12 protein-coding genes are annotated in these 14,748 nt (G+C 66.3%); 6 read left to right on the forward strand and 6 right to left on the reverse strand.

All coding sequences use genetic code 11. The annotated features are described in order from the left end of the window. The first annotated feature begins 66 nt into the window (after positions 1-66). The 5 genes from ACV229_RS31595 to ACV229_RS31615 all read left to right on the forward strand — a co-directional run bounded on the left by ACV229_RS31595 (position 67) and on the right by ACV229_RS31615 (position 6,838). Positions 67-936, forward strand: a complete 870-nt coding sequence (locus ACV229_RS31595; RefSeq protein WP_448087013.1) for a branched-chain amino acid ABC transporter permease — start codon at positions 67-69, stop codon at positions 934-936. Next, on the forward strand, positions 933-3,488 hold the full coding sequence (locus ACV229_RS31600) for a branched-chain amino acid ABC transporter ATP-binding protein/permease (protein WP_448087014.1): 2,556 nt from the start codon (positions 933-935) through the stop codon (positions 3,486-3,488). The genes ACV229_RS31595 and ACV229_RS31600 overlap by 4 nt, the downstream gene beginning before the upstream one ends. Beyond that, complete coding sequence (locus ACV229_RS31605) at positions 3,485-4,327, forward strand: shikimate dehydrogenase family protein (protein ID WP_448087015.1); 843 nt, start codon at positions 3,485-3,487, stop codon at positions 4,325-4,327. The genes ACV229_RS31600 and ACV229_RS31605 overlap by 4 nt, the downstream gene beginning before the upstream one ends. A 92-nt stretch (positions 4,328-4,419) precedes the next feature. Continuing rightward, the gene (locus tag ACV229_RS31610) at positions 4,420-6,216 is read left to right on the forward strand and encodes an FAD-binding protein (protein ID WP_448087016.1); all 1,797 of its coding nucleotides are present in this window, start codon (positions 4,420-4,422) and stop codon (positions 6,214-6,216) included. Positions 6,217-6,232: 16 nt separating this feature from the next. Beyond that, positions 6,233-6,838, forward strand: coding sequence for an aldo/keto reductase (locus ACV229_RS31615; RefSeq protein ID WP_448087017.1), 606 nt, complete (start codon positions 6,233-6,235; stop codon positions 6,836-6,838). Here the strand turns inward: ACV229_RS31615 and ACV229_RS31620 are convergent. Further along, complete coding sequence (locus ACV229_RS31620) at positions 6,765-7,304, reverse strand: Fic family protein (protein WP_448087018.1); 540 nt, start codon at positions 7,302-7,304, stop codon at positions 6,765-6,767. The two genes, ACV229_RS31615 and ACV229_RS31620, sit on opposite strands and share 74 nt — an antisense overlap. Positions 7,305-7,558: 254 nt before the next feature. Here ACV229_RS31620 and ACV229_RS31625 point away from each other — a divergent pair, with 254 nt between their 5' ends. After that, complete coding sequence (locus ACV229_RS31625) at positions 7,559-7,984, forward strand: hypothetical protein (RefSeq protein ID WP_448087019.1); 426 nt, start codon at positions 7,559-7,561, stop codon at positions 7,982-7,984. A 52-nt stretch (positions 7,985-8,036) separates the two neighbouring features. Here the strand turns inward: ACV229_RS31625 and ACV229_RS31630 are convergent, their stop codons facing one another. The 5 genes from ACV229_RS31630 to ACV229_RS31650 form a co-directional block, all read right to left on the reverse strand. Further along, on the reverse strand, positions 8,037-8,615 hold the full coding sequence (locus ACV229_RS31630; RefSeq protein WP_448087042.1) for a DUF4337 domain-containing protein: 579 nt from the start codon (positions 8,613-8,615) through the stop codon (positions 8,037-8,039). Between the two features lie 407 nt (positions 8,616-9,022). Next, the gene (locus ACV229_RS31635) at positions 9,023-10,180 is read right to left on the reverse strand and encodes a lipocalin-like domain-containing protein (protein WP_448087020.1); all 1,158 of its coding nucleotides are present in this window, start codon (positions 10,178-10,180) and stop codon (positions 9,023-9,025) included. 4 nt (positions 10,181-10,184) lie between these two features. Next, the gene (locus ACV229_RS31640) at positions 10,185-12,764 is read right to left on the reverse strand and encodes an FtsX-like permease family protein (protein ID WP_448087021.1); all 2,580 of its coding nucleotides are present in this window, start codon (positions 12,762-12,764) and stop codon (positions 10,185-10,187) included. A 3-nt stretch (positions 12,765-12,767) separates the two neighbouring features. Next, entirely contained in the window at positions 12,768-13,457 is a 690-nt protein-coding gene (locus ACV229_RS31645) for an ABC transporter ATP-binding protein (RefSeq protein ID WP_448087022.1), read from the reverse strand. 258 nt (positions 13,458-13,715) lie between these two features. Next, entirely contained in the window at positions 13,716-14,741 is a 1,026-nt protein-coding gene (locus ACV229_RS31650; RefSeq protein WP_448087023.1) for a ribonuclease Z, read from the reverse strand. Between the last annotated feature and the right edge of the window lie 7 nt (positions 14,742-14,748).

A 14,748-nucleotide genomic window follows, 5' to 3' on the forward strand; every position in this document is an offset into this window, starting at 1 on the left:
GCGCTGCCCGCTGCGTGTCGACAAGCAGCGGTGCGACGCCGGCGCGCCGCAAACCGGAGTAAGGGCATGGCAGAAATGGTGTTGTCCCAGGTCGCGAACGGACTCGTCCTGGGATTCCTCTACGTGCTGCTCGCGATCGGACTGTCGATCATCTGCGGGCTGCTCGGTATCGTCAACTTCGCGCATGGCGCGCTCTTCGCGCTCGGCGCGTACTTCGCGATCGCCCTCTCGGCGCAGTTCGGGTGGGGTGCCGTCGCGCTCGCGCCGGTGCTCGTCGCGGCCGTCGGCGTGCTGATCGAAGTGGTGTTCATCCGGCGTCTGTACGGCAAGGAGCCGCTTCTCAGCCTGATCGTGACGTTTGCGCTGTCGCTGCTTCTCACCGCGCTGACCCGCCTCGCCTGGGGCGCGGGCGGCCTGCCGTTCAGCCCGCCCGACGTGCTCAACGGCTTTCTCGTGTACGGGCCGCTGCTGATCACGAAGTACCGGCTGTTCGTGCTCGCCGCGACGATCGCGATCCTCGCCGCGCTGTGGTGGTTCATGAACTACACGCCGTATGGGCGGATCCTGCGCGCGGGCAGCCGCGATCCGGAAATGGTCGGATTGCTCGGCATCAACCTGCCGCGCGTGCTGACCGGCGCGTTCGCGCTCGGCGCGCTGCTCGCGGGCGCCGCCGGCGTGCTGGCCGCGCCGCTGCTCACGGTCACGCCCGGCATGGCGACTGCCGCAGTGATGCCCGCGTTCGTGATCGTGACGATCGGCGGCCTCGGCTCGTTCGCGGGCGCCGTGGTCGCGGGCCTGCTGGTGGGCATCGTGACCGCGCTGGCCGTGCAGTTCTTTCCCGAAGGCTCGTCGGTCGCGATGTACGTGCTGATGGCCGTCGTCCTGCTCGTGCGCCCTCGCGGGCTGTTTGGTGAACGCTGGGAGCGATTCGAATGAAACTCGGCCATCTGACCCGGCACCCGGTCGCGGTGCTGACAACCTCGCTGATCATCGTGTCCCTCGCGCTCACTGCCACCGGCACGCCGCTCGAACGCGCGACGCAGATCGCGATCTACACGCTGTACGGCATGGGCGTGAACCTGCTCGTCGCGTACACGGGACTCGTGCCGTTCGGCGCATCGGTGTTCTTCGGCACGGCCACTTACCTGGTCGCCGTGTCGCTGCTGCGTTTTCTCGGCAACGAAGTGCTCGCCCTCGCGGCCAGCGTGATCGTGACGACCGTGCTGGCTGCGTCGATCGGCGCGATCGTGCTGCGCCGGCGCGGGCTGTACTTCTCGCTGCTCACGCTCGCCTGCTCGCAGATCGCGTTCGAGATTGCCTTCAAGTGGACCGACGTGACCGGCGGCGAAAACGGCCTGCAGAACGTGCCGCGCCCCACCTTCTCGACGACCGTCGGCTTCCACGTGTTCGCGTGCGTGACGGTGATCGCCGTCGCCTATGTGCTGTGGCGTATCGTGCACGCGCCGTTCGGGCGCGCGCTGCAGGCGCTGCGCGACAACGAGCAGCGCGCGGCGAGCCTCGGCTACGACACCTATCGGCTCAAGCTGCGCGCGTTCGTGATCTCGGCGGCCGTGATCGGTTACGCGGGCGGCCTGCTGTGCCTGATGCTGCAGGGCGCCTATGCGAACAACCTGAGCTGGGAACATGCGGGCGACAGCCTGCTGATGACGGTGCTCGGCGGCGTCCACCAGTTCCTCGGGCCATTGTGGGGCGCGATTGCATTCATCCTGCTCGAGGACAAGCTGAGCAGCCTGACCGAGCACTGGTGGCTGATCTTCGCGCCGATCATCATCGCGTTCGCGTTCTTCTCGCCCGAAGGCATTCAGGGCATCGTGCAGCGGTTGCTGCGGCGCCCGGGCTGGACGCTCGTGCGCGACACGATTCCCGCCCGGCCCGACGTGATCGCGCCGTATCGCGCAAGCCGTATCGACTCTGATCCCGACACGCCCGTGCTGAGCGTGCGCGGCCTGTCGAAGCGTTTCGGCTCGCTCGTGACCGCCGAGCAGATCGACCTCGACGTCCATCCGTACCGCCTGCACAGCTTCATCGGCCCGAACGGTGCGGGCAAGACCACATTCTTCAACATGCTGACGGGGGTGCTGTGGCCGACGGCCGGCACGATCACGTTCGACGGCAAGGACGTGACGAAGCTCGCCATGTTCCGCCGTGTGCGGCTGGGCATGAGCCGCTCGTTCCAGATCCTCAGCGTGTTCCGCAACCTTACCGTGTTCGAGAACGTGCGCGTCGCGGTGCAGGCCGCGCAGCACGATCGCCTTGGTCTCTGGCGCGACGCGCACACGCTCGACGAACAGAATGCACAAACCTGGTCACTGCTCGCGGCGGTCGGGCTCGTCGAGCGCGCGGCACACGCGTGCGAAAGCCTGTCACACGGCGAACAGCGTCTGCTCGAAATCGCGCTGTCGCTCGCGACCCAGGCACGCCTGCTGTTGCTCGACGAGCCGCTCGCGGGTCTCGCCGAAGCCGATCGCGCGCGTGTGGCCGCCATCATTCGCGAACTGGCGAACCATCACGCGGTGCTGCTGATCGAGCACGACATCGATCGCGTGCTGACGATCTCCGACCGCGTCAGCGTGCTGCATCGCGGCCGGCTGATCGCGGACGGCTCGCCGGCCGAAGTCGCGCGCCACCCCGAAGTGATCGAAGCCTATCTGGGCCATGCGAAGGGCGAGCGGCCGGTCGATGCGCGGCTGGCCGCGCGCGACGACGGACGCGACGGCAATGCAGCGGCCGCGCGCCGCCCGCTGCTGCGTCTCGAAGGCGTGAAGGCGGGCTATACCGGCAATACGATCCTCGACGGCATCGACATCACACTCCACGAAGGCGAAGTGATCGCGATCCTCGGACGCAACGGTGTCGGCAAGACCACGACGCTGCGCGCCGCGACCGGCGTCGCCGACATCGCGGCCGGCCGCATCACGTTCGACGGCGACGACATCACCGGCCGCCCGGCGCACGAGATCAACCGCCTCGGCCTCGCGATGGTGCCCGAGGGTCGCCGCCTGTTCCCGAACCTCACCGTCGCCGAAAACCTGCGGCTCGCCGCGCGCAAGGGCGGCGCGAGCGTCGACGAGATGTTCGCGCTGTTCCCGCGCCTCGCGACGCGCAAGGACGCGCGCGCCGAACATCTTTCGGGCGGCGAACGACAGATGGTGGCGATCGCGCGCGCGCTGATGGCGCCCGCGAAGGCGATCCTGCTCGACGAGCCGTTCGAAGGCCTCGCGCCTGCCGTCGTGCAGGAAGTGCTCGACGCCGTCGTGAAGCTGCGCGAGCGCGCGAGCGTCGTGATCGTCGAACACCAGGCCGACATGGTGCTGCCGATTGCCGACCGTGCGTACGTGCTCGTCAACGGCCGCGTCGCGCACGAAAGCAGCGCGGCCGCGCTCGAACAGGACTCGGCCACGCAAGCAAGATTGCTCGGCATCGTGCACGACGATGCCGCTTCTACCCTGGAGATGAAAACAGCATGACTTCCCCCTTGACCCCCGCCATCCCCGTTTCGCTCGACGAAGGCCTGAGTGGCGCGACGCGCGTCCATTTCATCGTCGGCGATCCGATCGCGCAGGTTCGCTCGCCGAAGGGCGTCACGGCGGCGCTGCGCGAGGCCGGGCTTGATGCGCTCGTCGTCCCCGCGCACGTCGCGCCGGACGATCTCGCTGCGTTCTTCGCGGGCGTGTCGCCGATGCGCAATGTCGACGGCGTGATCATCACCGTGCCGCACAAGTTCAGCGCCGCCGGGTTCTGCGCGAGCCTGTCCGACGAAGCCGCGTTCCTCGGCGCGGTGAATACGTTGCGCCGCACGGCCGACGGCGGCTGGCACGGCGGCATGTTCGACGGTACCGGCTTCGTCGCCGCGCTCGCCGACGAAGGCTGCGACCTGCGCGGCAAGCGCGCGCTGCTCGTCGGCGCGGGCGGCGCGGGCTCGGCGATCGGCCACGCGCTCGTGACGGCGGGCGTCGCGTCCGTCGACGTGCTCGACAATGACGCCGCGCGCGCCGGCGCGCTCGTCGATCGGCTCACGACGCTGCGGCCTGGCATGGTGCGCGTTGCCGCCACGGACATCGCGCCCGAATCCTTCGACGTGGTCGTCAATGCGTCACCGATGGGCATGCGTGCGGACGATCCGTTGCCCGTCGACGTATCGCGCCTGCCCGCCACCACGTTCGTCGGCGACGTCGTCACGAAGCCGCCGCTCACGCCCTTCATCGAAGCGGCGCGCGCACGCGGCTGCAGAACCGTCACGGGCACGCAGATGTTCGCGCGCGTCTGCGACCGCATGGTCGCGTTCCTGATGGACGGCTCGGCATGAACGCACTCGCAAACATTCCACAATCATCAAGACATCATTCGCCACGCGTCGAATCCGGACGCACGGCGGGACGGAACGAAGGAGACGCGGACATGGGGTCGGTCATGGAACAAGGCTGGGACGAAGAAGTGGACCTGCTGGTATTCGGCGCGGGCGCGGCGGGCATGACTGCCGCGCTCGTCGCAGACCACGAGGGGCTCGCCGTCCTCGTGTGCGAAAAAACCGGATCGGTGGGGGGCATCACGTCGACGTCGGGCGGCACGACATGGGTGCCGGGCACGCGGCTGAGCGTCGACGCGGGCGTGCCCGACAGCGTCGACGATGCGCGGCGCTTTCTGCAATCGGTGGTCGGCGCACGCGGCGGCGACGACGCGCGCGAAGCGTTCCTGCAAAGCGGCCCTGAGGCCATCGACGAACTCGCGCGCATCAGCGACGTGAAGTTCGTTGCCGCCACCGCACACCCCGATTACGTGAACGGGCCCGGCGCGGCGTACGGCGGGCGCGCGCTCGTACCCGCGCCGTTCGATGCGCGCGTGCTGGGCAGCGCATTCGCGCGCGTGCGGCCGCCGCGCCGGGAGTTCATGGGCCTCGGTGGGATGATGGTCGCCCGCAACGACCTCAACGCGCTGCTCGCGCCGTTCGCGTCGGTCGCGAACTTCAAACGCACGATTGCGGTCGTGGGCCGCTATGCGATGGACCGGCTGCGTTTCCCGCGCGGCACTCAGCTCGTGATGGGCAACGCGCTCGCCGCACGGCTCTATTACAGCCTGCGCAATCGCCGCGTCGAGGTCCGCTTCGACACGCCGCTGCTCGAACTCGTGCGAGAGGACGGCCGCGTCACCGGCGCCATCGTCGCGAGGCCGGACGGCAGTCGCATGCGGATCGGCGCGCGGCGCGGCGTGGTGCTCGCGACGGGCGGCATCACGCGTCATCCGACGTTGCGCCCGCAGTTCTTTCCCGCCGCCGCGCTGCCGCTGTCGCTTTCGCCGGATACCCACACCGGTGACGGTGTCGATCGCGCGCTGCGCGTCAACGCGCGCGTCGAGGACGGCGGCGACAGCCCCGGGCTGTGGATGCCCTGCTCGATCCGCCGCGCGCCGGGCGCAGACAACAGCGGCGACGGCGAACGCGTCTGGCCGCATATTATTCTCGACCGCGCGAAGCCCGGCCTCATCGCGGTCAACAGCCGCGGCGAACGCTTCGTCAACGAGTCGAACTCGTACCACGACTTCGTGATGGGGATGCTGCGCGACGACGGCAACGGGCCGAGCGTGCCGGCCCATCTGATCGTCGATGCGGCGTTCGTCCATACCTGGGGCCTCGGCCTGCTGATGCCGGCACGCAGCGCGGCCCGCATCGCCGATTTCGAACGTGCCGGCTATCTGGTCAAGGGCACGACGCTGGCCGAACTGGCGGCGAAGCTGCAGGTGGACGCGACCGGTCTCGCGCGCACGGTCGCGACCTATAACCGCGATGCCGCCGAAGGCAAGGATCCGGCGTTCCAGCGCGGCAGCAGTCCGATGAGCCGCTTCAACGGCGATCCGGCGCAACAGCCGAATCCATGCATCCGGGCTATCGGCGCGGGGCCGTACTATGCGGTGACCGTGTGGCCCGCCGACCTTGCGTGCAGCGCGGGGTTGAGCGGCACGGCGAATGGCGAGGTGCTCGATGTCGAAGGGCGCGTGATTCCCGGCCTCTTCGCGTGCGGAAACGATCTCGCGTCGATCTTCCGCGGTACCTACCCCGGCCCTGGCACGACGCTCGGCCCGGCCATCGTGTTCGGCTGGCGTATCGCGAAGTTCGCTGCGCGACGCGGTGCGGCGTCGACGGGCACGTCGCCCGCAGGCGCGACGCCGCGCCGGTCGACGTGCGAAAGCACGCACGGCTGACGGACATTCCGGTACCGTGTTTCAGCATGCAAGAGCCACGCCCGGTCGCGCCGGCTCAATACGCCGGCGTGCGCTGCGCTCCGACTACGTGGACCTGTTCCTGATCCACTGGCCGGCATCCGACTGGAATCTCGCCGAGACGATCGACACGCTCGTATCGTTCAAGGAGCAAGGGCGAGCACGCGCGATCGGCGTCGCGAACTTTCCGCTCGCGCTGATGCACGAGGTCGTCGACAACATGAAAGCGCCGCTGGCTGCGATACAGGTCGAGTACCACGTGCTGCTGGGCCAGACGAGGTTGCTGCAGTTTGCCCGCCAGCATGACATGACGCTGATCGCCTACAGTCCGCTCGCACGCAACAGGGTGTCGGAGATCCCGGAACTGCAGCGGCTCGCCGACAAGCATCGCGTGCTGCCGACACAGGTCGCACTGAAATGGCTGCTCGATCAGCCGAATGTGGCCGCCATGCCGAAGGCCGGCGGACGAATCAATCAGCTCGCCAATCTGGCATCGCTCGACGTGGACCTGGACGACGACGATCGTGCGCTTATCGCCGGCCTGCCGAAGGATCAGCGCCTCGTGAATCCGGCCTTCGCGCCGCAATGGGACAAGGCCGAGTGACAAGCTCAGGGGACATTTCGCGCGGGGGCGGCGACAGGCCGGTGCCCAGCTGAATGTGCAGACAGCGTCGGGACAATTTGTGGGGCTGCGAATTTTCCAGACAGCGTCTGCAAAATTGGTTCGTCCGGCCAGGCGAGATGAAACGCCCGCGTGTGTCAAGGAACCGATGAATCCGTCCATTGCCATCCCGGAAGGGATGCAGGCAGGCGAATCCAAAAGCGGCGCAAGCCGCTCTCACCAAGGGCTCCGGGCGTTGAAGGTGGCGAGGACACGCACTTCCCCACGAGGAGATCTTTGACACGTCCTCCCATAGAGCTGGGCTGACGAGTGCCGAGGCTTGCCCCGGCCTGTCAAGATGCGCGTCGCCCAACTGATGTGTCTGTGGTGAAAACACACACTGCCCTTTTGGCCCCGAATACTCCGCAAACGGTTGCTTATACTCTGTGCACCTCTTTGTCCGAGGCATATCGCATGTGGCAGCAATCGCTTGAATTTCTACAACGACTCAGCTGGAATACTCCATTGAGTCTGGCGCTGGCTTCAGGGGCAGTCGGCTCAGCCATAACGCTCGCGTGGATCTCAGCAAGGGATGCCAGGGAGCGCAGGCGTCAGCGACGCGACACTGCGTTGGAACTCGCGTTATCGCTGGAAAGTTACGCTCGAACCTGTCGGACAATGATGCATAAGGCCGCTTGGGCGGCAGCGGTGCCGATCGGCCCTATGAGCTACGAAGCCAGCAAGGCTGTATCCATCCCCGCCTTTGGCTATCCGGACAAGGTGCACTGGCATGTTCTGAGCCGCAGTGTGATCTCCGAGCTACGCGAGTACCCGGCTACCGTGCACTCGGCCAGCGAGTACGTGCACGCATATCGGGAATTCAGTGAACCCATAGATCTTTGCGACCAGGTTGAATACGAATGTGCCAAGGCGGCTAGCTACGCATTGGCGCTGGCTCGGGCTACGCGCCGCCGGCACGGAGCAGCGACGTGGAAACCGGGTGCCAAAGATTCAGCCATGGAACGCGAACTATCCGAGTTCATCAAGAGCGCCGAAGAAAAGCGCAAAGCGTCGCTGGAGCGACGAACGGCGTCCACGGTTGGTCGACGAGCTGACGCACAGCCGTTCAAACAACCGTTAAGCGCCTGAAACTTGGACGAGACAAGGGGATACGACTAGCGTGCTCGGGCTTCGCCGTCAATCAAACCCCAAAGAACGCCAACCCCGCCATCACGATACCGATCGCAGCCACGCCGATCGACAGACCCTGCATCCATGACCGCCGCGTGAGGATCGTGATCGCCGCAAGTGCGATCGAGATCTGGATGACGGTCGTCGCCTGCGACCATCGATGGTGTCGGTGCATCCGCGCCTCGCTCGCCGCGTTGTTCTTTTCGACTTCCTTTTCGAGCGCCTCGGCACGTGCCCGGATCGGCGCCTTGTCGGCGCGGTATCGCGCGGCGTCCGCCTCGAACCGCTTCCGCTGCGGCGACGTGTCCGGGCTCAACGCCGCACCGAGTTCGGCGAGGTTCTGCTTATCGCCCTTCGCCTGATAGTAGGCCCACTGGTTCGCAGCCTCGGTTTTCCGGATCGCGGCGTCATTCTTGTAGAGCAGCGCGAGGCTCTCGTCGGCACCGCTCTGATAGGCAGATATCGCGCCGAAGCAGGCAAGCACGGCCGTCAGCACCGCGATGCGCGACGTACCTTGATCGCCACCGTGAGCCGCGTGATGTTCCACCGCATGGTCATGAGGGCCATGAACTTCGTATTCGTCAGACATCCGTGGCAAACCCGCAAGAGTTGAATGAATCCGTCGCCGGCCGACCGTTTGGCCAACATTAAATGAATTCGGCGAGGCAATAAAATAACGTGAACACAAGATTCTGACGACAGACCGAATATCGCGCGTTCCTCGCTGTCTCGACGAGCGAGTAGAGATTGGCGCTGGCCTGCGCGCCGGCGAATGCGTCCGTCGTCCAGAAAGTGCCAGTAACGGCCGGGGCAAGACGAATCCTTTATATCAGCAGAGGATTGGATCGGCAAACCCTCCAGGTTCATGACGGATCCAATTTTTTGCCTGCCGCGCTACGGTCACCATTCAAGTGTGCTTGATGCGGCCGGCAGCAGAGGCCACCAGCAGGTCACGGCCGTCGAATATGCCGCTCTGCACCGCAAAGCATTTCTGAGCTACAGATCCAGCCGGCGGAAATACCCGGTCAATTCAAGGTACCCCCGCCCAAGCTTCTTTCCGGCGCGCGCGTCAGTTCCGCTTGTTCCTTCAATCGCGCTTGCCGCCCCCCGGGCATGCGCCCGATACGGCGCTTCGAATGCAGTCACCGCGCCCTCCCAGTACACCGCTCCCGTACTCGCACGACTGTCGAGCTCCTGATCGTCCATCAACGGCGTGAGCAGCAGCCGCACCTCACCCGCATCGACGCGCATTGCAACCGGGTAGCGTGTTTCCGTATGCGGCGAGCGCCACCAGCGCAGCGGCGTGAAGCGGACGTTCTCCGGCGATAACGCGCGGGTATGACCATTCGCGTCCCGCAGCGTGCCACCCGCCCAGAACTTGCGGCCCGCCTTGTCGCGAATCACGAACGCCATCACCGCGCCGCCGTCATCGAGATCGATGCCGATCCAGTCCCAGCCGACAGCGTTGTCATCCAGCAGCGCCGACGACCATTCGTGGTCGAGCCATGCGTGACCGCGCACGGGCTCCGTCCGGCCGTTGGCCTTGTCCCGGCGAAGCAAGGTGCCGCTCACGTGCAGCCACGGCTCACTATAGTAGTAGCTCGCCTCGTTCGCGAGCGGGCCTTTACGGCTGTAGCCCGATATGCCGTTGAGCAGCACCGGATGCGCCGGGCGCATCGTGAGCGCGAACGTGAAATCGGGCGCGGCGACACGGGCACCGTAATGTCCGTTGGCGTCACGCCGAAACGACCAATCGCCGACGTGCACGTCGGTATCCGCTTCGCTCGCTTCGGCGAGGCCGAAACCGCTACGCGCGGCGCGCTGGGCGTGCTGCAAGCTGCCCACCTGAGTATCGCTTAGTGCGACATTCGCAAACAGCAACTGCGACGGAGCGAACCGGCTTGGGTTCGCATCGTCCAGGGCGGGCCGCGAACGAAAGAACGTCACCTGAAAACCCAGCGCGGGACTCGTATCGGTTTGCAGCCAGCCGGTCACATACCACCATTCAGTCCGAAAGCGCGAATGCGCGCCGTAGTCGCGTGGAAACTCGAGCGCGTGTCCGTTCACCACTTGAGGGTAGTCCGGTGTGCCGGCCGACGCGCGGGAGCCAAGCGCCAGCGCCGCAGGAACGAGCAGAAACGTGCGCCGGTTCATTGCATCACCAGTCGTCGCGCACGGCACGCACCGCGTCCACCAACATGGCCGCGCGAGCGCTCCATAGTGCGGTGAGCGCGGCGGCGCAGATGACTGCCGACGCAAGTGCAACCAGCAGTCCCCATGGCATATGCAGGCTCATGGTCCAGTGAAACGACTGCGGATTGACCACATACACGAGCACCGCCGCGATCACCGATCCCAGCAGCAAACCGGACAGCACGCCGAGCAGGGCGAGGAGCGCGCCTTCGAGCGCAAGCATCGCGGCGATCTGACGGCACGTGACGCCGATGTGCCTCAGCATGCCGAACTCTCTCGCGCGCGCCAGCGCCTGCGCGCTGAAGCTCGCGCCGATGCCGAACAGGCCGATCAACACAGCGACCGCTTCCAGCAGATAGGTGACAGCGAAGCTCCGATCGAAGATCTTGAGGGTCACCGCGCGAATCTCGCCGGGCTCGGCGAACGCGAGCTGCTGTCCGCCGGCGATGCGCGCGCGCAGACGCGTCATCGCCTGTGATGGCGTGACACCTGACGCGAGCCACAACGCCGCATCGGTGACACGCATATCATGCGTGAGCCGCCGATAGTCGCGCTCGTCGATCACCACCGCGCCAAACTGGCGTGCGTAGTCGCGCCATATGCCGGCCACCGTGAACGTGACGCGTTGGCCGGCGACCGGCAATGCCACGGTCTGCCCAGGATGCAGGCCGTACAGATCGGTCATCGCCTCGCTGACCCACACCGGCGGAGGTTCACCAACGCGCGGCACGACAGGCGCGCTTACGAGCGGCAAGCGTGCGCCGGGATTGCGGGGGTCGATCGGCCGTGCAATCAGGCTGACCGGCGGCAGGCGCGGGTCGGGCGAAATCTGCGTCGCGCGCAGAAATTCGGCGCGCTCGATGCCGGGTGTCGCCACGATCGCAGCCTGATCGTTTGCGGACAGGTACGCGCTGTCGCCGCCTGGCGATGCGCGCAGGTAAAGCGGCGCGGGCAGCAGCACTTGCAGCCAGTCGTCCACCGCAATGCGAAAGCTCGACACCATGATCGTCATTGCCGCCATCAGACTGAAGCTCACGACGATGCCGGCCAGCCCGATCGCCGCGCGACCGGGCGCGTGAGCAAGCTGGGCGAGGGCCAACTGCGGCAGTGCACGTTGTGAAGGCAGCAGCGCGTCGAACACGGTGCGGGCGGCAAAGGGCATTGCAAGAATGCCGCCGAGCAGCAGCAACGCGATCGCCATGTAGCCGAACACCGGCAATCCGCCGACAGGCGGCAGCTGCGTCAGCGCGAGACCCGCGCCGACTGCGCATAGTGCGCTCGTCCAGGCCCACGATGCGTGCAGGCGTTTGAGCGGCTTTTCTTCATCGCCTGCTTTCAGCGCCTGCGCGGGCTGCGCGCGCGCGGCTTCGACTGCCGGCGCGGCGCTGCCGAGCAGCGCCGCGCACAGGCCGAGCGCGAAGAACATCGAAGCGGCCCCCGGGTCGAAGTGCACCGCCGGCTGCACGCCTTCGAAATAGCCGCCGCCGAGATCGCCGCCGGCAAAACGCAGCACGGCTGCCGCAAGTGCGAAGCCGAGCGCGACACCCAGCAGCGCGCCGAGCGCGCCCTGTGCGGCGCCCTCGGCGACGACGAGACCGAGCACGCCACGGCGTGTCACGCCGAGCGCGCGCAGCAACGCGAACTGCGTGCGCTGCCGCAGCACGGCGAGCGCCTGCATCGTGAAGACGAGAAACGCACCCGTGAACAGCGCGACCAATGCCAGCACGTTCAGGTTCGCGCGATATGCGCGTGACAGCTGTGACGTGCGACGCGCATTGTCGAGCGGCGTCACCGCAGCGACGCCGGCCGGCAGAAGCTGGACGACCGAGCGTTTGAACGCGTCGACGTCGACACCCTGCCTGAGCTTGATGTCGATCCTCTGCAACGTGCCGAGCCGCTGCAAATGCCACTGCGCCGCGCCGATATCCATCACGCCGACGCGCACGGCATCGCCCGTTGCAGGCAGCGCGCCGGCTATGCGCAACACGACGGATTGAAGCCCGACCTGCACCACAAGGCGTTCGCCCGGCCGCAGGCCGGTCCATGCTATTGCCGCCGGCGACAGGAACACCGCATCCGGGTCCAGCAGGTCGAGCCTGCCAGCACCTGCGTTCCCGCTTCGTCCGACCAGATTCGGCGTCACGAAGCCAGCACGAAAAACATCGATTCCGAGCAGCTTCAACGGTGTCCTGCGGCCCGCCACCGGCGCATCGACCTCGACGACAGGGCTTGCCATCGCGATGTCCGGCAGGCGCGCGATGGCTGGGTACAGCGCTTCGTCGAAGCCTGCGCGCGGGCCGCGAATCTCGACGTCGGCATTGCCCATCAGCGAATTGACCGTCGATGACAGTTCGGTGAGCGCCGCGCGGTTGATTAGATCGACCGCGTAGCCCATCGCGACGCCGACTGCGATCGCAAGTATCGCCACCAATGCCCGCAACGGGTGGCGGCGCGTCTCGCCGAAGACAAGCACGGTGCCGTATGCACGGGGTCCGGCGAATCGTCTGCGTGAACGAATGGCTGGCACGGCTTGCGGGGCACGCATCGCTCATGCGCTTCCATGGTGCCCGAGTACATGCGGCTCGAGCCCGCGCGGCGTCAGTCGCAGGATTCGGTCGGCCGTCGCGGCCGCCACCGCCGAGTGCGTGACGAGCAACGCGGCAGCGCGGCACTGTTGCGTCAACTCGCGCAGCAGGCGCAGGATACGCATCGCGGTGTCGTGATCCAGGTTGCCGGTTGGTTCGTCCGCAAGCACGAGGCGTGGCCGGTGAACCAGCGCACGCGCAATCGCCACGCGCTGCAATTCGCCGCCGGAGAGCTCGCGCGGCATCGTATCGGCGCGTCCTTCGAGTCCGACCGATGCCAGCGCGGCCGCCACCTGCGCCGACGCATCCGTTGCGCGCACGCCGTTCAGCAGCAACGGCAGCGCGATGTTCTGCGCCGCGCTCAGATTCGGCAGCACGTGAAACGCCTGGAACACGAAGCCCATCTTCTGCCGGCGCAGCAGCGTGGTGGCATCGTCGTCGAGCGACGCGAGATCCTGTCCGTCGAAAACGATCTGCCCGGTATCGGGGCGGTCGAGCCCAGCTGCCAGATTCAGCAGTGTCGACTTGCCCACGCCGGATTCACCCATGATCGCCACACACTCGCACGCGCTCAATTCGAGGTTGACGCCGCTCAGCACATTGCGCGGCTGGGTGCCCGGATAGCTTTTCGAAACGTTCGATAGCGTCAGCATGGTGTCCCAGGTCGGCGCCCGCGCGCGCGGCGCACTGGGCCGGTTCGGCGTTTGCGCGCTGCACAACGCGCGGTCGAACCGCATGGCATCCGCACAAGCGCAGCGCCAGAATGGACGTACGTCCACCTGTGAGTATAGAGGCACGGTTGCGCATACTGGTCGTTGGAGCGCCTGGGTTCCCCTGAAAGGAAATCGTCGGCCCCGAATGCGCGATGAGCGCGCGACCGTTCGTGAAGCTTCCCTCGTCTCACCAGGCCTTTACCCATCCAGCGCCGACATCCCGGACCATGCCCCCTGCACTTCGGCAATCAGTGCTGCCGAGCGTCCTTCGTAACGCGGCGAAAAGTGGAACGGCACGACCGCCCGGGCTCCGATCCGGCGCGCAATCAGTCCGGCCTGGCGGGCAGTCAGGTGGTTCTTGCGCAGACCGTGCGCCTTGTCCTCGTCAAGAAAGACACTCTCGATAAAAAGCAGGTCCACATCGTGCATCAACTGACACAGGGTCTCTACGTTCGATTCCGTGTAGCGCAAGTCCGTTACGTAGCCAATGCGCTGCCCAGGAACAATGGCGAGGATCAGGTGACGTAGTTCGCCGACCTGTCGTGTCATGGTGTGCTCGCCATGCCGGTCGCGCCACTGCACCTGAAGGGGCGTCTCGTCAGGCGCGCCGGTCAGCACCGCATGTTTCAGTTCGCGCAGCCACGCACCCGCCGACACACCCAGGGCGGCGAGCTGGTCCTTCGCGACTTTGACGCGGGCCTTCTCCTCGATCACATATGCAACGCACGGGATGTCGTGATCGACAAAGCGGCCACGCACGCGAAAGGCTGCTTCGTCGTGCACCAGGTCATCAGATCGTTCAAAGGACGCGTTGGCTTCACGGGCGAACCGTCTGCGACTTGAAAAGAGCGCGCGCTGCCCGCCGCCGCCCTCACCGATTTCGCGCACGTCGATCACCAGCTCGACCTCGTAACGATGGACCACGTTCCAGGTATAGGCGCGCAGCTTGTGTTCGATTTGTTCGAGGAAGTTGGGTCCGCCGAATATGACAATGCCAGCCTTGCGCCCGAGCATCACCCGCAACAGGTGATCGAAGCCACAAAAATGGTCCATGTGCGTATGGGTGACAAACACATGTGACAAACGCATCAGGTGGCGCGGCAGCAACCTGGTGATATCGCCAAGATCGAAAAGGAGCGCGCGCCGTTCGTCGCGAAAGTCCACGTACAGGCCTGGGTCGCCAAACGCGTCATTGACAAGCGAGGGTTCGAAAAGGGCGTGCATGGATGGG

The organism is Burkholderia sp. MR1-5-21 (assembly GCF_053427715.1).

Excerpts from the sequence above, each read along its gene's own strand:
- ACV229_RS31635 (WP_448087020.1), bottom strand. The coding sequence starts at position 10,180 with ATGAACCGGCGCACGTTTCTGCTCGTTCCTGCGGCGCTGGCGCTTGGC.
- ACV229_RS31645 (WP_448087022.1), bottom strand. The coding sequence starts at position 13,457 with ATGCTGACGCTATCGAACGTTTCGAAAAGCTATCCGGGCACCCAGCCG.
- ACV229_RS31625 (WP_448087019.1), top strand. The coding sequence starts at position 7,559 with ATGAGCTACGAAGCCAGCAAGGCTGTATCCATCCCCGCCTTTGGCTAT.
- ACV229_RS31605 (WP_448087015.1), top strand. The coding sequence starts at position 3,485 with ATGACTTCCCCCTTGACCCCCGCCATCCCCGTTTCGCTCGACGAAGGC.
- ACV229_RS31595 (WP_448087013.1), top strand. The coding sequence starts at position 67 with ATGGCAGAAATGGTGTTGTCCCAGGTCGCGAACGGACTCGTCCTGGGA.
- ACV229_RS31600 (WP_448087014.1), top strand. The coding sequence starts at position 933 with ATGAAACTCGGCCATCTGACCCGGCACCCGGTCGCGGTGCTGACAACC.
- ACV229_RS31630 (WP_448087042.1), bottom strand. The coding sequence starts at position 8,615 with ATGTCTGACGAATACGAAGTTCATGGCCCTCATGACCATGCGGTGGAA.
- ACV229_RS31610 (WP_448087016.1), top strand. The coding sequence starts at position 4,420 with ATGGGGTCGGTCATGGAACAAGGCTGGGACGAAGAAGTGGACCTGCTG.
- ACV229_RS31620 (WP_448087018.1), bottom strand. The coding sequence starts at position 7,304 with ATGCCTCGGACAAAGAGGTGCACAGAGTATAAGCAACCGTTTGCGGAG.
- ACV229_RS31650 (WP_448087023.1), bottom strand. The coding sequence starts at position 14,741 with ATGCACGCCCTTTTCGAACCCTCGCTTGTCAATGACGCGTTTGGCGAC.
- ACV229_RS31640 (WP_448087021.1), bottom strand. The coding sequence starts at position 12,764 with ATGCGTGCCCCGCAAGCCGTGCCAGCCATTCGTTCACGCAGACGATTC.